We start from the raw sequence: 19,515 nt of genomic DNA, 5'->3' as shown, positions 1-19,515 counted from the left end.
TTCATAATGAACTTATTATTTGCGATTGATGACAATTTTGTTCAACAGTTAGAAACCGTCTTACTGTCGATTCATTTAAACACCAAGTCTCAAGAATTCAACATTTATGTTTTACAGAAAAAGCGGCTAGCGAAGGAAGCAGAATTAGCAGCTTTTTGTAAGCAGTTAAAGATGACGTACCATCCAGTAATGGTCAAACAATCATTATTTGAAAATGCCCCAGTAACCGATCGCTATCCAACCACAATTTATTACCGATTGTTAGCTCACCAAATGCTTCCTCAGGATCTCCATAAAATCCTGTATCTGGATGCTGACATACTTTGTATTAATGACCTTTCACCTTTATATAATACCGCATTGGGCAATAACCTCTTTGCGTCAGCAATCCATGCCAGCTTAACGAATACTACTGACGTAATTAATAAGATTCGTTTACAGAACTTTGGGGCAGATGGTTACTATAACTCGGGGGTGCTCTTAATGAATCTTGATTTGATGCGTCAGGAGGTTGATGCGAATCAAATCTTTGATTATATCCGCCGCCACATTTTACTATTACCCGATCAGGATGTCCTAAATGCACTCTATAGTGAACGAATCAAAACAATTCCTGACCAATTATATAACTTTGATACCCGTAACGGAAAAATTTATGAAACAATATCGCTTGGTGAATGGGATCTTGATTGGGTGATTAAAAATACAGTGATTTTACATTATTGTGGCCGTGAAAAGCCGTGGTTACCAACGAAAAACTCAGGAAGACTGACGGCCTTATATAAACAGTATTTCCACATGACAGCAAAACTCCAGTCAAGTTTACAGGATTAGCCGATCACCAGCGAGAAAACTTTCTTGAAACTTTGTAAGCGGGTGAAAGTAGACCTTACCGAACTCATCAATTAAACCATGGAAATCTTGGGCGGCTGCACTAGTGAAGTTAGCAGGCAGTTTGACTTGCCTTGCGAGACTTTGGTAGTTAGTAAGGTTAGGGATGCCAAGTTGGGTAAATAATACTCGGGCATATTTATCACTGATGAATGTTGGTTGTTCAAAGATATAGGTGAGTAGGACATCAGCGGTTTCATCACCAATTCCGTGAAGTTTAAGCAATTCTTTCCGCAATGTTGGCCCCAAAGCTTGGCAAACCTGTCGGTAATCGTCATTATATTGCGATAACCAGGTAAAGACAGCCGCAACTGCTCGGCTTTTATTCTTGTAGAAACCTGCTGGCCGAACGAGATCGTATAATTCTGCAGTAGTTAACTGACGGATCTGGTTAGGATCAAAATTAGTTTGTTTTCGAAAACCGGCAACAGCCTTATCAGCGTTGCGCCAATTGGTATTTTGAATCATGATTGCACCAATGATGATCTCAGCTTTTGATTCAGCGGGCCACCAACCGGAATCCCCCATATTTTGGTGCATCTTTTCATATAATTCCGTAATGGTAAGCTTCATACTCCTTCTCCTCTTCACGATGATACCCTTAATTTATCATTAAACCGAACTTTGCGGTAGGATTAAGGGAAGAGGAACTTTTGACTTGCACATATCATTATTAATATGGTAAGTTAGTATGGTTGTTAATTTGTGAAAATTAAATTTCAATTGATCAGAAGGGAAGGTAATACGAATGCAATTACGCAAAGCTACCATGGAAGACTTGGATACAGTGATGGATATTCTTCGTGATGGTCGTAACCAATTAGCAGAACGGGGAATTGATCAATGGCAGGGTGATTACCCGAACGAAGAACACATTAAGGAAGATATTCAGCATGGTTGGGCATACTTAGTTGAGTCAGACGATGATCAAACTGTAGGTGCCTTAGCAATTGTGGATGCTCCAGACCACTCATACGATGCATTAGATGGCAAGTGGTTGTTAGATACTGATAAGTACCAGGTTATTCACCGGGTTGCGATTCATTCAAAGCATGCCGGTCACGGTTATGCCTCACGACTTTTTGAAAGCGTGATTGATTATATCAAAGAAAATCGGAAGGACATTAAGTCCCTTCGGATTGATACTCATGAAGATAACGAAATTATGCAACACTTGATCACTAAGAATGGCTTCACTAAAGTTGGTGAACTTCACGGCGTATACCGTCCTGAAGAAGAATCCTACGTTTACGAACTAGTAACCCAAAAGGATTAAACATTATAATTTGAGACATGGTACCGATAGTCAATTGGTGCCATGTTTTTTAATTGTGAAAATTGAATAATCATTATTTGGTCACATTGTAATACATACAATTTAGTTCTTGTATGCATCCTGGTCGTTCGCTAAAATAAAAGTCAATTGATTTTTATCCTGAGGGGGGAGTAAGTAATGAAAAAGCTGGATAGTGAATTCCGCTTTGCGCTGGAGAAGTCAATGCCAGTCCTGTTTGGCTATGTGACCCTTGGTTTAGGATATGGCCTTTACATGCATAACCTGGGGTTTTCTTTTTGGTATCCAACATTGATGGCATTAACAATTTATGGGGGATCAGTTGAATTTGTGATTGCCAATATGCTAGTCCAACATTTTAACCCCTTGAATGTCCTTTTAATTACCTTAGTGGTCGGCTTTCGTCAATCGTTTTATGCTTTATCCATGCTTAAGCAGTATCAACATGCTGGGTGGCGAAAGTGGCTGTTAATTTTTGGCCTAACTGATGAAACCTTTGTTATTAACCACTATACCAAGGTTCCTCAAGAAATGAGTCAAGTGAAGGTTAATACTTGGATCACGATCTTAGATTGGGGTTACTGGGTTCTCGGTGCTTTCTTAGGCGGCTTTTTGGGAAGTGCCTTACAACTTCAGGTAAAGGGACTTGATTTCGTTATGACAGCCTTATTTATCGTCCTGGCATTGGATCAGTTCTTACAAGAAGAGAGCCACGTCAGCTCAGTTAGTGGGGTCGTAATTACCATTATTAGTTTATTGACCGTTGGCAAGACGTACTTTTTGGTTGTTACCCTGCTTTTACTGGTTGCGGAATACTACTATTTAACAAAACGGCGAGCAAAGGGGGATGATTAAGAAATGACAGTTGTTCAGCAGGTAATTTCAATAGCGATCGCTGCAATTGCTAACTTCTTTACTCGTGTCGTGCCATTTCTTGTTTTTGACCGACAGCGAAATGGTAAAGAAGAAGTGAGTCCCTTTATTGAGGGTCTAGGGAATTTCCTTCCGCCCGCAATCATGGGAATGCTTGTGGTTTATTGTTTTAGAAATGTTCACTTCCTTAGTGGTAATTTTGGCTTGCCAGAAATTATTGCTAGCATCATTACAATCCTTGTTCACTTACGAAAGAGAAGCATGTGTTTATCATTATTGGTAGGGACAGTTAGCTACATTATTCTAGTGAATTTTATTTTCTAATAATCCCAAGCAAAAATTTGGTGATTAGTGAACGACTATTTTTTAGTGCTCTTGTAGGCAAGTTGAGCCAAGACGATGAAGCAATCGACAGCTTTCTTGATTTAGTAAAAAACGCCAGGCAATGAATCAATTTTGAAGTGCCTCATAATTGTTAGACAAAAGTTCTAACGATTGTGAGGCACTTTTTATGACTAAATACAAACCTGACTTTAAAGCTAAAATTGTCCACGAATATCTGACTACTCCACAAAGTTCTCGAGCCTTGGGGCGCAAATACAGTATCAGTAGCCGACTGATCAGGAAATGGATTCAAAGATATCGCTTAAGTGGGATAGACGCCTTGAAACGGCGTCGTCATCCACGAACCCTTACCGCAGATTTTAAGTTGAGTGTGATAGACTACTACCAAACTCATGAGGAATCGATGGTTAAAGTAGCGGCTCGATTTGACGTGCAAGCGTGCCAAATTTCACTTTGGCGGTCACAGTTCAAGCGAGATGGTATTGAAGCCTTGAAACCTCACCCGAAAGGTAGGCCGTCAAAGGTGAAACATACTAAGAAACGACTTCGTCGTCTTACTAATAAGACTGAAGTGGAACGTTTAAAAGAAGAACTTGCCAAGAAAAGCCAAGAACTCTATGACACAAAATTGGAACGTGACATCTTAAAAAAATCGTTGGCCCTGTTCGGACCCTCCAAGGCAAAGAGAAAACGCAAATAGTTGATCAGATCAGGGCAGATCAAGCATCGCTACCGAAGAAATATCGCTATAAGATTGGTGACATTCTCCATAAAATCAACCTTCCTAAGGCTACTTACCATGATGAGCGCAAGCGCATCGCTAACCATCATGATAAATATGCGAGTGTTAAGCAAGTGATTCTTAGCGTGGCTAAAGAAGGGCAAGTCCGCGGACGATGGACCTACGGTTATCGTCGCGTGAACCAAAAACTGCGGGCAATGGGCATTCATTTGGCGGACATGACGGTGAACAAGTTGATGGCGAAATTAGATGTTCAAGTGGCACTGTATAATCGCCACCGTAGTGGTAAATACTCATCTTATGAAGGTAATGTGGGCACAGTTGCGGATAATCTACTAAAACAACAATTTCAGGCCACCATTCCTTATCAAGTCCTCCACACAGATGTTTCTCAAGTTCGCTTAGCTAATCACAGTTGGGCTTATATTTCCTCAATTATCGATGAAGCCAGTAAGGAAGTTTTAGCCTTCCAATTGAGTCAACATCCTGATCGACAGTTGATTACCGCTACTCTCAACGAGCTATGTACAAAGCTGCCTGATAATGCTCAACCAATTATTCATTCTGATCAGGGGTGGCACTATCAACTGGGGTACTATACCCAAAAGTTAGCTGATAATCACTTTATTCAAAGTATGTCCCGTAAGGGAAATTGTCATGATAACGCACCAATGGAGAGTTTCTTTCACCTGTTTAAGACAGAGTTATTAGATGGTTTCCCACCATGTAAAGACTTAGCTGAATTAAAATCACTCTCAGCTCAATGCATTCATTACTTTAATTACCAACGTATCTCCTTAAAAACAAAAGGTATGACTCCGGTTGAATACCGAAATCATACCTTGGTAGCTTAAATAATCAATTTTGTCTAACTTTTTTGTTGCACTTCATTTTTGGTCCATTGTCTGGCGTTACTTTGATATTTTAACTTTTTATTTGGTGGTAAAGTTTTCTGCTGAGAATGAGAGAAATCAAGAGGAGAACCAAGCAAAAGGCAAATCCTGATTGGATTCCTAAATGGGAGGTTGAGCTGTGGACAAGGTGGTTTACGATCCCAACAACGGAGACAATCAGTGCAGTCCCAAATGCTGCTGCAATCTGTCGCAGGGTATTAAAGCAAGCTACTGCATCGGGAACGATTTCGTTGGGCAAAAGAGAAAGTGCCTGTGTTTGAAGTGGGATCAACATAGTTACTAGTCCAAATTGCCGTACTGTTTGGAAAACCGTGGTAATAACCACTGAGCTTCGAGCACCAATCATTGCCTGTCCGGTTGTTCCAATAATATCAATTAGAAGGCCAGCACCAACGAGCCATTGAATTGGGTAGCGATCATAGAACCGGCCACTAGTTGTTGATAGTAGCCCTGTAAGAATTGCTCCTGGAAGAACAGCGATTGCGGAGATCACGGTACTTTCGCCAAGAACAATCTGAACAAGTAATGGAATTAAGATTGCGTTGCCGTACATTGTCGCGGTAATTAGCATATTAATAACAGTTGCTAGAAAAAATTGGCGGTGTTCAAACACACTGAGGTTAATCAATGGGTGGGTACTTCGTCGCTGGTTAAGATAAAAGATAATAATAAATACTAGCCCAATGATTGCCATCCCACCAACATTAAGCGATAATAGTGGATAATTAGAGACGTTCGAAAGCCCCATTAATAATGACCATAAACCAAGGGTAATTACCGTGAAACCGAAGCTGTTAAATTGGGGAAACCCGTTATGGGGAATATAAGGGAGCATCCAAAGCGACAAAAGTAATGTAATCACTGCAAAGGGGATAATCAAAATAAATAGGTATCGCCATGAGAGGTAGTCAAGCATAAAACCTGATACCGCAGGACCAAGGATTGGTGCACAGTTAAATGCCAGTCCAATGATTCCCATTATCCGGCCCTTCTTCCCTGGAAGAGCATAGCGGATTGCAAGGACGTTAACAAGGGGCATCATCATTCCAGCACCGATTGCTTGGATCATTCGCGCAATTACTAAGAGGTTAAAGGAATTCGCTAACCCGCCAATTCCGGTTCCGCAAAGAAAAATCCCCGTAAAGAAGATAAATAGCCATTTAAATGAAAAGCGTTTAATTAGGTAGGAACTGACTGGAATCATTAACGCGTTAACTAGCATATAGCCGTTCGTTACCCATTGAACGTGGGCTTCACTAATATGAAAAACGTCCATAAATGTTGGCAACGCAATGTTCATTAAGGTCGAACAAAGGATTCCAAAGAAAGTTCCAAAAACCATTATAATTAGGGCACGCCTAATTCGCTGGTCGCTCAAGAACATCGACTCCTTTTATGAAAATTAGCATAACTAATGCAGTAGTTTAGCAGATCTTAATCTAGGTCACAATAAGTATCTGGATTAAACCAGAAATTGTTTGACGCTTTTTATCGACAGGTGTAGATTTTAAATTGAGGTGAGGACATGGAAGAAAAAACAGATATTACACCAGCAGAATGGCAAGTAATGCGGATCATCTGGACCCTCAGTAAAGCAACTAGTACCCAAGTAATTGAAATTCTCCAGCAAAAGGTTGATTGGAAACCCGCGACAATTAAGACATTGCTCCGGCGTTTGGTAGAAAAGGGGGCTCTAAAGACAACTCGTCAAGGCCGTGGTTTTATCTATTCCCCATTAATCAAGGAGCAGATTACCATGAATGAAGCCGCGGATCAGTTGTTTAACAGTATTTGCGAGATGCATGTTGGTGCGACGCTTAGCCATGTGATTAATGGCGCCGTTCTCAGTCGAAAAGATATTGAACAACTCCAAAGATTATTAGTCGAAAAAAAGAAAAACGCCCCGGAGAACGTCGAATGTAACTGTGTTCCGGGAATGGCAATGGATTGTAAGTAAGGAGGAGCTTATTAATGGCTGAAGAGACAATACCATCCCCAAGAAAGCGTCTTCGGCGGATTATGCAGGTAATGCGCCAGTATCACTTCCTAGGCAACTTTTATCATCAAAAAAATCCGGAAGAGGTTTGTCAGGCGCTAGAAGAGCTCGGGCCAACTTTTATTAAGATGGGACAAATTCTTTCTACTCGTGCAGACTTGGTAAGCCCAGAATATATAAAGGCCTTACGAAAGCTTCAGGATGATGTTCCAGCTGATAGTTTTGCAAGTGTTAAGAAGACTTTTGAGACGGAAACCGGGAAAAAGATTAGTGAAGTTTTTAAGACATTTGATCGAGATCCGTTCGCTTCAGCCTCAATTGGGCAGGTTCACCATGCTGAGTTGAAAGATGGAACGCCAGTAGTTGTTAAAATTCAGCATCCTGATGTTACTAAATTAGTAGATACAGATTTGGCGCTGTTAAAACGGGCAGTTGAACTGCTAAAATATGTTCCAACTGGGATTAGCGTTGTTGATCCCGTAAAAATTTTTAACGCTTTAAGTAATTCACTAAGGAGTGAAATTGACACAATTCAAGAGGCTAAGAATGGGATTGAGTTTTACCGGCTTAACAATGGTCAGTCAATTATCCGGGTTCCAAAGGTCTACTTTAAATACTGTGCTCCTAAAATTTTAGTTAATGAGTACATGTCCGGGAAGAGTATTAAGTACCTGGCTAACGCTCCATTGAGTAAGGAACCTGAACAAGCAAAAACTCAACGACAGATTCGGCATGAGATTGCTCAAGTATTAGTTAAGAACTTCCTTAAGCAAGTCTTTGTTGATCACTTTTTCCAGGCTGATCCGCACCCAGGGAATATCTTAATTCGTCACCTGACTCAGGACGAAGCTCAAATGGACCAGGTTGAGTTAGAAAAGAAATTAGAAAAGCAGGTCGGTGCTACTAAAATCAGCTATCAACAAGAGAAGGTTCTTCCACCATATCGGGTTGTCTGGATTGACTTTGGAATGATGGGAAGAATTTCGCCAGCAACTGCGGATGGAATTGCCAAAATTGTATTAGCCGTTAATTCACAGGACATTCATGAAATTGGTCAATCAATTATTCCAATGTGCGAACAGGTGGGACCGTTTGATGAGCAGAAATTTTATCGGGAACTTGGCAAATTCCTTCGGCCGTACTTAAATGCAGGCCTTGCTGAAATTAATTTTACTAAGATGCTTTATCAGATTGTTCAGCTATGTCAAAATAATAACCTTCAGATTCATTCCCAAGTAACAATGCTAGTACGGGCATTTGGAATCTTAGAGACAATTATTGCTAAGCTTGATCCTTCACTTTCAATGCTGGAGGTTGCTCGCCCATTTGGCAAGCAGTATTTGAAGCAGCATTTTGATTTGCGTACCCAGTTAGATAATAGTTTATGGGGAAGCTATCGTGCTGTGAAGAATATTACACAAATGCCAGGAAAGCTGAACACCTTTTTTGATGCAATTAGTGATGGAAATGCCCAAATTAATTTTCATTATGCTGACCAGGAACATCTAATGAAGTGGCTTAGCCGAATTGTTAACCGGATAATTATTGCAATCATTTTGGCTGCAATTATTGTTGGTTCATCGTTGCTAGTGGAAGGCAGTACTGGTCATCCCCATATTTACCATCTTGGTGTCTTTGGTTATTCGTTAGCAATCATTATAATTATCACAATGGCGGTTAGTGAATTGATCCGTCGCTACCGGAAGTATCGTCGGCAGAAAAAGGAGTACGGGAAGAAATGATTATTTTAATCCTTTCTTTACTAATTGTTCTCCTGTGGTGGCCTTTACCCAAGAAGAATGAGTGGGCGTTGTGCTGGACCGGCTTGCTGTTAATTTTGATTGGCGGACAAATTGGCTATTCAATGACATTCACTGCATTTAGTCTAGGGGTCGCAAGCCTCTTGATCTGGTTGGAATCAATTAAGGCAATTCTGGTTCGGCACTTTTCAACGGACGCCCAGCTGGTTAAATACAATCAGAAGACATTTACTTTAATGCTTTTAAACCTGTTTGTTTGCTTACCACTACTATTTAAGTATCAAGAACATTTTCCCTGGCTTAACCACCAGGTGATTTTGACCGCACTAATAGTTAATGGGATAACCACTCTTGGATTAGTAATTTTCTGGGGAGCAATTGTTACTTTGCAATTGCTCTCAAAACCTGTTAAAGCTGATTGTTTGATTGTCCTCGGTGCTGGCTTGCGACATGGAAAAGTTCCACCTGTTTTGGCAGCACGGTTGCAACGAGCTGCTACCTGTTGGAAGTTAAATCGTAACGCTACAATTATAGTTACTGGTGGGATTTTACATGGCGAGAAATTATCTGAGGCTCGGGCAATGGCAAAATACCTGACGACTCATGGAATTCCTCAAGATCGGATCATCCTGGAAGAGCAGGCGATGAATACTTGGGATAATTTACGAAACTGCCAAAAGTTATTGCAAAAGCGGGCCGAATCTAAACAGAAAATTATCGTTATAACTAGCTCATTCCACATCTTTAGGACCTATAATTATTTACGCAGGTTGAAGTTATCCTGGTCGATTGTTCCTAGTAAGACTCCATGGAAGCTGCAACCCTTAACCGTTGTTCGAGACTATCTAGGAATTATACGGGATCATTATCGTAGTTGGTTAGCCATTCTGTTTGTTTTCCTAGCTATTGCTGAGTTGCTTGAAAGATAAATAGAGACCTGGAAAACTTTGTCTTTCCAGGTCTCTATTTATTTGTTAACGTTTCCGAATTTATCGCGTCTAATTGGCTAAATCAAGTTTATTTATTTGCATAGACCGAAACTTCAATCAGGTTCTTGTCGGGATCGTGGACGTAAATTGAAGTCATTGCTCCTTCAGAACCTTGCTTTTCGACTGGTCCTTCGACAACATCGACGTAATAACTATTAAAGTGGTGGAGAATATCGTCGACCTTATCTCCAGCAACTAAACAAAGATCGGCTGCCCCGATAGTTGGGTGGCTAGCCACTAATTTAGATGGTCGGTCAGTCTTTTGAAGCCGAATAAGCTGGTGACCACATCGAAGGGTAATTACATCATCATTACTTTGCTGATCAATTACTGGCATATCAAAGACTTCATGGTAGAAGCGCATGGACTCTTCAAGATTACTAACGGTCAATACAATATGATCGATTCTTCGCATTTTCATAATTGATTCCTCTTTTCTCGGCTATTATTATACGATGTTCCGTTTTAGATTGGCAAACAGGAAATCGAAGCGTAAAATCGGTTGATGGAAATGGAGGATAAAAATGAAAATAAAAAACTTAGTTGCTGTTGCTGCTTTTGCCTTCTTTGGCGGTATTTTTCGCTATTTATTCAGTTCTAATTTAGGTGAATGGGGGATCATGCTCGCTAACCTTGTTGGTTGCTTCCTGTTATCATTTCTTACCTATTATGTAATTGAACGGGACCTCTTAGCTGGTTGGTTGAACTTAGGATTAGGAACGGGACTGATTGGCGCCTTTACAACGTTTTCGTCATTTACTACTAGTGTCTTAAATCTTAGTAAAAGCAATTTTTGGGTTGGCGGTGGTTATTTCCTTGTTAGCCTTTTAGGCGGCTTCTTTGCGGCCCTTATTGGTTTTATTTTGGCGCAATTATTGGTGAAAATGGAGGAAGACAAATGATTTTAGTTGGCTTTGGCGCATCATGCGGTGCCCTTCTTCGTTACCTATTCACCTATTTATGGAAGCAGTTGCGAGTTGATTGGCCAGGAGCAACGTTATTGATTAATCTTACTGGCGCGTTCTGTTTAGGAATATTAACTCACCACTTTCCTGCTAATCAGTTTACGATTCTTTTTTGGGAAACAGGATTCTTAGGTGGGTACACAACTTTCTCAACCTTAAACACTGAATTAGTTGCGATGTATAATGATCATCAGTGGTTTAATTTAATAATTTATGGCACTCTATCCTATCTTGGTGGACTTGGTCTTGCTTGGCTTGGAATGCAATTTTAAGGAAAAGGGGAAGATCTTTTGAATAAGGCAGTACAATCGACAATTCCCGCAGAAATTGAAGTGCGGGGTTGTCGTGTTCATAATCTGAAAAATATTAACGTTAATATTCCGCTACATAAATTCGTTGCAATTTCGGGGTTATCCGGTTCTGGAAAAAGCTCGTTAGCAATGGGAATTCTGTATGAAGAAGGTTCCCGACGGTACTTGGAGGCTTTATCGACGTACACGCGACGGCGGATCAAACTGGGTGCCCAAGCACAGGTTGATAGCGTTAAACATATTCCGTCGGCGTTAGCACTTCACCAACGCCCAGCAGTGCCGTCCGAGCGAGCAACTGTTGGAACAATGAGCGAGATTTTTAACGTAATTCGGTTAATCTTTTCTCGCTTAGGTTCACCTGTTTGCCCAAACGGTCACCGGTTAAAGCCAAATCTTAAAATTGCCCAAGCAATGAGTAAGTCTGGAGATGAAATGGGTGTTTTAACCTGTCCTGAATGTGGAGTAAAGTTTAATGCCTTTTCTGCTGAAGACTTTGCCTTTAATTCTGATGGCGCCTGCAAGCGATGCCAGGGGACTGGTCGCGTTCGGGAGCTAGACGAAGAAAAATTAATTGGCGATGAGAATTTGACGCTGGATGAAGGAGCGGTTGCGTCATGGCACCTTCCTGGTCGAAACTTTATGCCTCAAGTTGCAGAACAAGCCGGTGTCCGGATTAACGTTCCCTATAAGGATCTCTCACTTAAGGAAAAGAATTTTGTCTTAAATGGTCCAAGTAAGAAGTACAAAATGGATTTTGTTTCGGGTACTGGCCGGGTCTTCCACGATTTTAATGCTTTGTATGAAAATGCTCATGAGGCAGTTCTTGAGTCGGCAAAGACAAGTAAAAGTGCTCGGGCACAGCAACGAATTAACGAATTCTTTCATTCATCAGTTTGTCCCGTTTGTCATGGAACTCGGTTGCGCCCGGAACTCCTAACCCAACTAGCTGGTGGTAAAAATATTGCAGAGGTTACTGATTTAACTCTTGGTGAACTTGATCAATGGAAGCAAAGCGTTTTAAGCGAATTGCCAGCGAACATGGATAAAATGGCAACCGCGATTTTTAAGCAATTTGATGACAATCTTCGCCCATTATTAGAACTTGGGTTAGATTACCTCGCCCTTTCACGGAACGGTAATACCTTATCAACCGGTGAACTACAGCGAATTCAATTATCGCGGACTTTACGGACGCAGACAACGGGAGTTTTGTATGTTCTGGATGAACCGTCAATTGGCCTTCACCCTGATAATATTAACGGTCTTCTTCATGTATTTCATGAATTGGTTGAACAAGGTAATTCACTAGTAGTAGTTGATCACAATATTGATATTATTAGAGCTGCAGATTGGGTGGTTGAGATTGGTCCTGGCTCTGGTGCCGAGGGAGGAAGGGTAATCGACCAGGGAACTCCTGCAGAATTAAAAAAGAAAACTGCTTCCTTAATTGGACCATTTTTGAACGGCAAAGCCCAGATTAAGGTTCGCCAAACGACAAGCGAAAAAGCAGCTTCTGAAACCAGTTTTACGGTCAGTAACTACTTTAACCTTAAAAACGTTACTGCCATAATCCCAACAAACCAGATTACCGCAGTTACCGGGTTTTCGGGTGCGGGGAAAACTAGTTTGATCCTTGATAGCCTAGTGCCGGCCTTAAAGGCTCAAGAGAAGGGTGACTCACTTCCAAAACAGATCGATAAATTAAATACCCCAATCAAAAGCGTTGTCAGCGTTGATGCTGTTCCGGTGGGGAAGAGTACCCGTTCAACGGTCGCAACGTACACAAGTATTATGGACAATCTTCGGCGGCTGTTTGCAGCTCAACCAGCAGCAAAGGAAAAACACTGGACTGCGAGTTACTTCTCTTATAATAATAAGCAGGGTGCTTGTTCAAACTGTGGCGGGACAGGGATCGTAACCCTTGATATACAGTACTTACCAGATATGCAACAGATTTGTCCCGTTTGTAACGGTGACCGGTATAATAAGGAGATTCAACAAATTAAGTGGCATGATTATTCAATCGTTGATTTGTTAAACCTCGACGTTCGTCATGCAATTCCGATTTTTAAAGATGTGCCTAAAATTCAACGTGAATTAAAGCTTCTTGATGAAGTCGGTCTCGGTTATCTGCATCTTGGTGAAAGTACACCAACGCTTTCTGGTGGAGAAGCTCAGCGGTTGAAGCTTGTTAAACATTTGAATCGTCAACAAAAAACGACCCTGTTTGTCTTCGATGAGCCATCAGTTGGGTTACATCCCCTTGATGTTCAAGTCTTGCTTCAGGTAATGCAACGCTTAATTGATCGGGGAGCAACAATTATTATCATTACCCATGATGTCAATTTAATGGTAAATGCTGATTATCTAATTGATTTAGGACCACGTGGGGGTAAGAATGGCGGACAGATTGTTGCTCAAGGCCATCCAGCTGACTTAATTCGCAACCCGAAGAGCTTAACCACTCAGTATCTTGCAGAATTTGTTGGTCGTTTCCAAAATTAAATGGAGTGAAACAGGACTAGCTCGCTAGTTCGTTTTTGAACCCCCGTCGATGCGTAGCTAGTCTTTAGAAAACACAAATAGGGATTTAGTGTTCGGATTTTTCGAGCACCAAATCCCTATTTGTGTACTGCGTCGTTTGTATTTTATCTAGGTAATATAACTTATGTCACAGCCCTTTAGTTATTCAGTTTCTGAGCGTTTCTTATGTACTTCATCAATCTTTTTCACAACAAGGTAGATCCCGATAAGAACCAAAATGCAGATAATAACGCTAATGATTCGTTTGAGATTACCGCGGAAAATTGCATCCCCACCAAAGGCATAGAGGAATGATGTTGGCGCCATCCCTACCAGAACCATTGCCATATACTGTCTACGGTTAACGTTTAGCTGAGCACCAGCGTAATTAACAAGAATGCTGGGAATAACCGGGATCATAAAACCGATTGTCAAACCAATAAGGGGATGTTTTTGGTGCATTAATGACTTAATTAGTTTGTGCTGCTTAACCTTTTTTGAAAACTTAATTTTTCTGATCAGACTCATTACAATACAGTTTCCAAGAACATTTCCCATCCAGTTAATAATAAAACCAAAGAAGGGGCCGTAACAAAGTCCCGAGAGGATACAAATAACTGAATTTGAAAGTCCGGGAATAGAATTTAAGATCGCAATTAAGCCAAGAAGAAGTAGAGAATTAGCGATCCCATGGGCCCTAATCATGTGCAGGAGAATTTCTTTTTCGTGTGGTACGGGGTGGATCAAAAGATCAATTTCAGGTTTATAGTTTTGATAAATAAAAATAACAATAATAATTGCTAAGAAAATTCCTAGAGCAATTAGCAATTTTTTGTTAAGGGTCTTTTTTTTCATTATATACTCTACTTTCTTAATAACTAAGACCAGCGTTTTTGAAGAGCTGAACGAGTGAATTACGCAAGAGCGGGTCATGGGCGTAAATATATGTGCCATACACGCCCCGCTTAAAGAGAACATTGAGAGAATTCATAATCATTCGTTCTTCAAGAGCTTTGATTTCTTGGGGATCTGTTAAATCATCACGTTTTTTAAATGCTTCTGAATCTGTATATTTATCAAGATTAATTTGCAACTTCTTAGTTCCGGGAATTTGGCTAATTGGTGGACCAATGATAATTCCCGTATAATTCAAATCAAATCCCTGACAGGTATAAATTGAGCCAACTTCATTGATTGTTTGAGGTAGTTCAGCCCACGGAGTGACAGTATAGTTATATTGATCCCAGGGTAACTTGAATTGTCCTTCTTTAATGTAGTGCTTACCGCCATCGAGAGTTGAGGGATATCCAGAAGTCGATAAAATTCGTGAAAGACCAACTTCATCATTTCGTTTAACAATTGCCTGACGCATTTTTTCCGCATCGTCATAAATCCGAAAGTCGTAGTTCTGACGACTATTTTTGGGAATTGCTGTAAGTTCGTATCGATCTGTAAAGTGATTAAACCAATCAATCAATTGATCACTAGCGGTCATCCTGAATTGGTGACGAAGGTGGTACTCTTGATGAGGGTATTGGTGAGTAATTTTTTCTAGTCGCTTAGGAGTCCACAAACTCTTCATTCTTAGAACCTGATATTGATCAAAAACTAGAACAACGACTTTCGCCCGGTTGATAATCTCAACTAACTGATTATCGTGGTAAAAATTATTGTAATGATCAGCTTTTGATAATAGAAGGTGGGCCTCATCAATTACGGCAATATCAATATTTTGCTGGTTTTTATCTAACTGGTTAATTAGTGAAGTAGGACGGGTGAAATCTTTTTTATAAAGGCCCTTAATTGGACCAGCAATCTCGCGATAAACTTTTAAAATTTCTGGATGGTTAACCAGAAAGTAGTTTTTAGTTTTAAAAAATGGTGAGGTTGGATTCTGACGAGCTGATTGTTGGAATCGTTCGAAGAGGTTTGATAAAACAACACTTTTTCCCGTTCCAGCGTCACCATAAATTGTGTAAATTGCAGGAAAGTTGTTGTTTAAATGCTTTGCCGCAAATTCAGTAATGGAATTAACCAAGTTTTCCTGCTCGGTCGTTAAAGTTTTAAATGGCGATAATTTTTCGGTAGCTTTATTGGTAAGCTGGTTCAACACACTCATCCCTCTTTTGATAATCATGCCTAATTTTAAATGAGGAAACGGTATTCGTCAATTTTAGTAACGATGAATTTCTGTAGTGGACTTTAAAGTGTTAAAATGAAATAAATGTTTTAAATTATCTTTACAAAAGAATATAAAATAATCTAAATAAGCAATAAATGATTAGAAAGGGTGGCACAGATGAATCGACATCCAGATTATCTTCTAAACCGGGTTAATGAACCGGCTGATATTAAATCAATGTCTCTTGAACAACTAAAGCAGTTAGCAACCGAAATGCGTCAGCTAGTTCTTGAACGAGATGCAGCAATTGGGGGTCATGTTGGCCCAAACCTTGGAATTATGGAAACAACGATTGCATATCATTACGTTTTTAACTCTCCTCATGACAAGGTTGTTTGGGATGTTTCCCACCAATGTTATCCGCATAAAATGTTAACCGGTAGAAAGATTGGTTTTCTGGATCCGGATCATTATGAGGATATTTCTGGCTATACTTCTCCTGAAGAAAGTGTCCATGACTTTTTTGAAATTGGTCATACCTCGACATCCGTTTCATTGGCAGTTGGTCTGGCACAAGCTCGTGACTTAATGCATCCTGACTCCACTGATAATATTGTTGCTGTAATTGGTGATGGTTCACTAAGTGGTGGTCTAGCCTTTGAAGGATTGAACAATGTTGCTAAGCTCCATTCTAATTTGATTATTGTTGTTAACGATAACCAAATGGCGATCGATAAGGATCAAGGTGGCCTTTATCAAGGACTGAAAGAATTACGTGATACTAATGGTAAGGCAGAGAATAATATTTTCAAATTCATGGGCTTAGACTATAAGTATGTTGCTGACGGCAATGACCTTCAAACAATGATCGATGCCTTTAAGGAAGTTAAAAATATTGATCATCCGATTGTCCTCCATGTTAATACCTTAAAAGGGAAGGGATATCAACCGGCCGTTGAGGATAAGATGGATTGGCATTGGCAGCCGCCATTTGACATTAAGACTGGTGAGCTTAAAGAACATAAAAATACCGAAAGCTATAGTGATGCAATCTTAACTGAGTTAGGCCACCAAATTGATGACGGTGTACCGGTAGTTGCTCTAAATGCTGCTATTCCCGGTGTCTTTAACCTTAAGAAATTCCAAGCTAAGTATCCTGATCACTATTTTGATGTGGGAATTGCTGAACAAGACTCCATTACTACAGCAGTCGCTATGGCAACTGCTGGTGCACGTCCGGTTGTCTTTCAAAACAGTACGTTCCTTCAGCGAGCATATGATCAATTGATCCATGATATGGCCCTTAATGATGCACCGGTAGTAATGATTGTTAGGGGTGGAACAATTGCCACTAATTCTGCTACTCACCAAGGAACATTTGATATTTCAATGATCTCTAACTTGCCAAACATTGAATACCTTGCTCCAACAAACGTTGAAGAACTGATTTCAATGTTGAAGTGGGCTCTTAGTCAAACTGAACAGCCAGTGATAATTCGGGAGCCTGAAAAGAAGTTGCTTCACGGAGAGGTTAGTCAAGATGATTACAGTGTTATTCATTATGACGTGGCCCATGAAGGTAGTGAAGTCGCTATTATGGCTGTTGGTGATTTTTGGCAATTAGGACTTGATGTTTGTGATCAACTGCAAAAGAAGTTAAACATTAATGCAACGTTAATTAACCCAAAGTCCTTAACCGGAATTGATCAAAATTACCTGCACCATCTTTCAGAAAACCATGATGTTGTTGTTACCTTGGAAGATGGCAACGTTAGCGGTGGCTTTGGTGAAACCATTTCTCGTTATTATGGGCCTAAAGCAATGAAAGTTTTGAACTTTGGTGCTCCTCGTGAATTTGCTGATAACGTTCCGCTAGAAGTCCTTTATGATTGGTATCATTTAAAACCGGAACAGATTGTTGATGACATTGAAGAAGTGATTCACGCCCTTTAAAATTAAATTTTCTTCGTGAAAAAAGAGATTCCTTCCGTATTGGTATTATGTAAGCCAATTTGGGAGGAATTTTTTCATGAGTAATAAGAAATCAATTATTAAACAATGTGTTGGGATTACTTCCGCAACTGTTCTAATGACAATGGCTGTTTCAGTTGGTACTGGTCACAGTGCAAGTCAGAAGTCAGGTCAAACAACTATTAACCAGCAATTAAGCAACCGGGATGAGGTTCGTCAAATTACACGGACCATAAAAATTGATGATCCATACAAGGGGATGCAATCAGTTAAACAGGCAGTCACTTTTAAAAAGATTGCTAATAGCTGGCAACCGCAATCACTTAGTATTTGGCCATCATTCTTTATACCAAACTATGATGACTTTGAACCGAATACCTTGCAAGTGCGTGCACAACCGGTGTCAGTAAATGATTCTGATCAGACCATTTCAGTAACATATCATCAATATAAGATTGCAGATCGAGAACGGTTAGTTGAAGCACGACCGTCATTTTATTGTTACGATGAAACCCTTAAATTTACGGGGAAGGCTTTGAGTAGTACGACACTTAAGGTTGGTCAATGGTATGACGTTCCTCTTGCGCCAAAAGGATTTGAATATTGTTGTCCAGAATCATTACCAAAGAGACTTAAGTTATATCAGAGCAGACAGGATCCATTTATAGTGTTAATTCGGCCGTTGCAAAAACTTGATGAGCATCCAGCGGAAGAGAAAGTCGATCAGAAATTGGCAAACAAAGAGCAACTAATTAACCAGCCAGAAGAAAAAGAATTAGTAGCCACTGGAAGTCAAACAGAATTAATATCTATTAATGATAATGAAACGCAAACAACCGGAATCCAACTACAGGATCAGGGACAACAAACAACTCCTCCTAGTAGTAAGGATGAGGAGAGCCAAAGTGAGCAATTAGCGAAGGACGCTGAAAGTCAAACTGATAATCGTGAAACGAAGACCAATGATACTCAAACTGAAAAAACTACTGTTAAGCAGGAAGAAAGTCAAACTGATGAAGCACCAAAGAATGACCATGCTACTCAAACAGATTCATTGGACGAGGAACAACCTAGTCAAAATAAAATTAAGGAGAAAACCGATCCGGTGCCAAATGATGTTTTGACGGGGGATGAGCAACTTCCTAATCACGATAATCATGAAAGTGATGAGACGATTAAAGGAACCCAAACAGAAACAGTTTTACGTCCTAATTCAGTATCCCGGAAAGAGCAAGGAGCTCAAACAGCAGAAATTAAAACGGATAATGCTAGCCAGCAGCAAGTGGTAGAATCGCGGCAAAATAATTCTCAGGCAGCTCAAGACCAGCGATCTGGCAATGAAGAAACATCAATAGGAGATGCGGATATTCAAAAAATCCTTGATCGAGATACAGCTTCTTTAAAAGAATTAAGTAGTAACAAGAATAAAGATCAGCGACATAGAGTAAAGTTGCCGCAAACCGGGAATCAGACAGATAATCGAACAACGTTTGTTGGATTAGTAATCACTGGATTAGTTACCATTATTACAATGCTTTTCTGGAAGCGACGAAAGAAAGAATAAGAAAATATAAAAAAAGGCTTGCATTTTTAATTTTCTAATAGTATTCTAATGACATTGAAAGAAATGAATTGGAGGAATTAATCATGTCAAGTCGAAAAGCAATTATTCAACGTCTAACCTCCACCTCAACCACCACAACAACTACCGTGGTTGAGTACCTTTAATATTTAATAAATTCTGTAAGTTAACAGCTATCCAGAAGTTACTCAACCGCCTATCAAATGATTTGAACCTGGTTGAGAGGGACTTTTTGGG

Annotated in this window: 19 protein-coding genes; 14 read left to right on the top strand and 5 right to left on the bottom strand. The window is 40.1% G+C overall.

Annotation, left to right across the window (positions count from 1 at the left end; all coding sequences use genetic code 11):
* Positions 1 to 6 precede the first annotated feature (6 nt).
* A complete protein-coding gene (locus PRK60_RS04790; protein WP_102169347.1) occupies positions 7 to 834 on the top strand; it encodes a glycosyltransferase family 8 protein in 828 nt (275 codons plus the stop codon).
* On the opposite strand, the gene PRK60_RS04785 is transcribed toward PRK60_RS04790, so the two are convergent.
* Positions 823 to 1,464 carry an endonuclease III domain-containing protein gene (locus tag PRK60_RS04785; protein WP_191913220.1) on the bottom strand — a complete coding sequence of 214 codons (642 nt, stop codon included), beginning with the start codon at positions 1,462 to 1,464 and terminating at the stop codon, positions 823 to 825. The two genes, PRK60_RS04790 and PRK60_RS04785, sit on opposite strands and share 12 nt — an antisense overlap.
* Before the next feature lie 175 nt (positions 1,465 to 1,639).
* On the opposite strand from PRK60_RS04785, the gene PRK60_RS04780 reads away from it, so the two are divergent.
* From PRK60_RS04780 to PRK60_RS04760, 5 genes are all read left to right on the top strand, one after another.
* Positions 1,640 to 2,167, top strand: coding sequence for a GNAT family N-acetyltransferase (locus PRK60_RS04780; protein WP_102169349.1), 528 nt, complete (start codon positions 1,640 to 1,642; stop codon positions 2,165 to 2,167).
* 177 nt (positions 2,168 to 2,344) lie between these two features.
* Positions 2,345 to 3,040: an AzlC family ABC transporter permease gene (locus PRK60_RS04775; protein WP_102169350.1), complete on the top strand. Its 696-nt coding sequence runs from the start codon at positions 2,345 to 2,347 to the stop codon at positions 3,038 to 3,040.
* Positions 3,041 to 3,043: 3 nt separating this feature from the next.
* A complete protein-coding gene (locus tag PRK60_RS04770) occupies positions 3,044 to 3,382 on the top strand; it encodes a branched-chain amino acid transporter permease (RefSeq protein WP_102169351.1) in 339 nt (112 codons plus the stop codon).
* 187 nt (positions 3,383 to 3,569) lie between these two features.
* Positions 3,570 to 4,103, top strand: coding sequence for a helix-turn-helix domain-containing protein (locus tag PRK60_RS04765; protein WP_102169382.1), 534 nt, complete (start codon positions 3,570 to 3,572; stop codon positions 4,101 to 4,103).
* Positions 4,055 to 4,999 carry an IS3 family transposase gene (locus PRK60_RS04760; RefSeq protein ID WP_316243096.1) on the top strand — a complete coding sequence of 315 codons (945 nt, stop codon included), beginning with the start codon at positions 4,055 to 4,057 and terminating at the stop codon, positions 4,997 to 4,999. The genes PRK60_RS04765 and PRK60_RS04760 overlap by 49 nt, the downstream gene beginning before the upstream one ends.
* A 70-nt stretch (positions 5,000 to 5,069) precedes the next feature.
* Here PRK60_RS04760 and PRK60_RS04755 read toward each other — a convergent pair whose 3' ends face one another.
* Positions 5,070 to 6,437 (bottom strand): DHA2 family efflux MFS transporter permease subunit, encoded by a 1,368-nt coding sequence (locus tag PRK60_RS04755; RefSeq protein WP_273646408.1) that lies wholly within the window; start codon positions 6,435 to 6,437, stop codon positions 5,070 to 5,072.
* A 147-nt stretch (positions 6,438 to 6,584) separates the two neighbouring features.
* Between PRK60_RS04755 and PRK60_RS04750 the strand changes: the two genes are divergently transcribed.
* From PRK60_RS04750 to PRK60_RS04740, 3 genes are read left to right on the top strand one after another with little or no spacing between them, the layout of a single operon-like run.
* Positions 6,585 to 7,016 (top strand): CopY/TcrY family copper transport repressor, encoded by a 432-nt coding sequence (locus PRK60_RS04750; protein WP_102169313.1) that lies wholly within the window; start codon positions 6,585 to 6,587, stop codon positions 7,014 to 7,016.
* Between the two features lie 14 nt (positions 7,017 to 7,030).
* A complete protein-coding gene (locus tag PRK60_RS04745) occupies positions 7,031 to 8,797 on the top strand; it encodes an ABC1 kinase family protein (RefSeq protein WP_273646407.1) in 1,767 nt (588 codons plus the stop codon).
* The gene (locus PRK60_RS04740; protein WP_102169311.1) at positions 8,794 to 9,744 is read left to right on the top strand and encodes a YdcF family protein; all 951 of its coding nucleotides are present in this window, start codon (positions 8,794 to 8,796) and stop codon (positions 9,742 to 9,744) included. The genes PRK60_RS04745 and PRK60_RS04740 overlap by 4 nt, the downstream gene beginning before the upstream one ends.
* 88 nt (positions 9,745 to 9,832) lie before the next feature.
* Here PRK60_RS04740 and PRK60_RS04735 read toward each other — a convergent pair whose 3' ends face one another.
* A complete protein-coding gene (locus PRK60_RS04735) occupies positions 9,833 to 10,225 on the bottom strand; it encodes a VOC family protein (RefSeq protein WP_102169310.1) in 393 nt (130 codons plus the stop codon).
* 103 nt (positions 10,226 to 10,328) lie between these two features.
* Here PRK60_RS04735 and PRK60_RS04730 point away from each other — a divergent pair, with 103 nt between their 5' ends.
* Genes PRK60_RS04730 through PRK60_RS04720 form a run of 3 tightly spaced genes read left to right on the top strand, consistent with a single transcriptional unit; the run spans position 10,329 to position 13,585 of the window.
* Positions 10,329 to 10,706, top strand: coding sequence for a fluoride efflux transporter FluC (locus PRK60_RS04730; protein WP_273646406.1), 378 nt, complete (start codon positions 10,329 to 10,331; stop codon positions 10,704 to 10,706).
* A complete protein-coding gene (locus tag PRK60_RS04725) occupies positions 10,703 to 11,041 on the top strand; it encodes a FluC/FEX family fluoride channel (RefSeq protein ID WP_102169308.1) in 339 nt (112 codons plus the stop codon). The genes PRK60_RS04730 and PRK60_RS04725 overlap by 4 nt, the downstream gene beginning before the upstream one ends.
* Positions 11,042 to 11,059: 18 nt before the next feature.
* Positions 11,060 to 13,585 carry an excinuclease ABC subunit UvrA gene (locus PRK60_RS04720; RefSeq protein ID WP_273646405.1) on the top strand — a complete coding sequence of 842 codons (2,526 nt, stop codon included), beginning with the start codon at positions 11,060 to 11,062 and terminating at the stop codon, positions 13,583 to 13,585.
* Positions 13,586 to 13,765: 180 nt separating this feature from the next.
* Here PRK60_RS04720 and PRK60_RS04715 read toward each other — a convergent pair whose 3' ends face one another.
* Both PRK60_RS04715 and PRK60_RS04710 read right to left on the bottom strand, forming a co-directional pair.
* Entirely contained in the window at positions 13,766 to 14,458 is a 693-nt protein-coding gene (locus PRK60_RS04715; RefSeq protein WP_273646404.1) for a TVP38/TMEM64 family protein, read from the bottom strand.
* A 16-nt stretch (positions 14,459 to 14,474) separates the two neighbouring features.
* Complete coding sequence (locus tag PRK60_RS04710) at positions 14,475 to 15,722, bottom strand: DUF2075 domain-containing protein (protein WP_392391048.1); 1,248 nt, start codon at positions 15,720 to 15,722, stop codon at positions 14,475 to 14,477.
* A gap of 180 nt (positions 15,723 to 15,902) precedes the next feature.
* On the opposite strand from PRK60_RS04710, the gene PRK60_RS04705 reads away from it, so the two are divergent.
* Positions 15,903 to 17,678 carry a 1-deoxy-D-xylulose-5-phosphate synthase gene (locus PRK60_RS04705; protein WP_273646403.1) on the top strand — a complete coding sequence of 592 codons (1,776 nt, stop codon included), beginning with the start codon at positions 15,903 to 15,905 and terminating at the stop codon, positions 17,676 to 17,678.
* A gap of 76 nt (positions 17,679 to 17,754) precedes the next feature.
* Positions 17,755 to 19,260, top strand: a complete 1,506-nt coding sequence (locus PRK60_RS04700; protein WP_102169305.1) for an LPXTG cell wall anchor domain-containing protein — start codon at positions 17,755 to 17,757, stop codon at positions 19,258 to 19,260.
* Positions 19,261 to 19,515 lie beyond the last annotated feature (255 nt).

It is taken from the genome of Limosilactobacillus portuensis, from assembly GCF_028607025.1.
In the GTDB taxonomy this organism is placed as follows: Bacteria; Bacillota; Bacilli; order Lactobacillales; family Lactobacillaceae; genus Limosilactobacillus; species Limosilactobacillus portuensis.
Note: the sequence above shows the minus strand (reverse complement) of the source record. Positions and strands in the feature narration are given on the sequence as shown.

Coding starts and splice junctions, on each gene's coding strand:
- PRK60_RS04780 (WP_102169349.1), top strand. CDS start 1,640: ATGCAATTACGCAAAGCTACCATGGAAGACTTGGATACAGTGATGGAT.
- PRK60_RS04790 (WP_102169347.1), top strand. CDS start 7: ATGAACTTATTATTTGCGATTGATGACAATTTTGTTCAACAGTTAGAA.
- PRK60_RS04745 (WP_273646407.1), top strand. CDS start 7,031: ATGGCTGAAGAGACAATACCATCCCCAAGAAAGCGTCTTCGGCGGATT.
- PRK60_RS04710 (WP_392391048.1), bottom strand. CDS start 15,722: ATGAGTGTGTTGAACCAGCTTACCAATAAAGCTACCGAAAAATTATCG.
- PRK60_RS04715 (WP_273646404.1), bottom strand. CDS start 14,458: ATGAAAAAAAAGACCCTTAACAAAAAATTGCTAATTGCTCTAGGAATT.
- PRK60_RS04785 (WP_191913220.1), bottom strand. CDS start 1,464: ATGAAGCTTACCATTACGGAATTATATGAAAAGATGCACCAAAATATG.
- PRK60_RS04705 (WP_273646403.1), top strand. CDS start 15,903: ATGAATCGACATCCAGATTATCTTCTAAACCGGGTTAATGAACCGGCT.
- PRK60_RS04740 (WP_102169311.1), top strand. CDS start 8,794: ATGATTATTTTAATCCTTTCTTTACTAATTGTTCTCCTGTGGTGGCCT.
- PRK60_RS04730 (WP_273646406.1), top strand. CDS start 10,329: ATGAAAATAAAAAACTTAGTTGCTGTTGCTGCTTTTGCCTTCTTTGGC.
- PRK60_RS04735 (WP_102169310.1), bottom strand. CDS start 10,225: ATGAAAATGCGAAGAATCGATCATATTGTATTGACCGTTAGTAATCTT.
- PRK60_RS04775 (WP_102169350.1), top strand. CDS start 2,345: ATGAAAAAGCTGGATAGTGAATTCCGCTTTGCGCTGGAGAAGTCAATG.
- PRK60_RS04750 (WP_102169313.1), top strand. CDS start 6,585: ATGGAAGAAAAAACAGATATTACACCAGCAGAATGGCAAGTAATGCGG.
- PRK60_RS04700 (WP_102169305.1), top strand. CDS start 17,755: ATGAGTAATAAGAAATCAATTATTAAACAATGTGTTGGGATTACTTCC.
- PRK60_RS04765 (WP_102169382.1), top strand. CDS start 3,570: ATGACTAAATACAAACCTGACTTTAAAGCTAAAATTGTCCACGAATAT.
- PRK60_RS04725 (WP_102169308.1), top strand. CDS start 10,703: ATGATTTTAGTTGGCTTTGGCGCATCATGCGGTGCCCTTCTTCGTTAC.
- PRK60_RS04770 (WP_102169351.1), top strand. CDS start 3,044: ATGACAGTTGTTCAGCAGGTAATTTCAATAGCGATCGCTGCAATTGCT.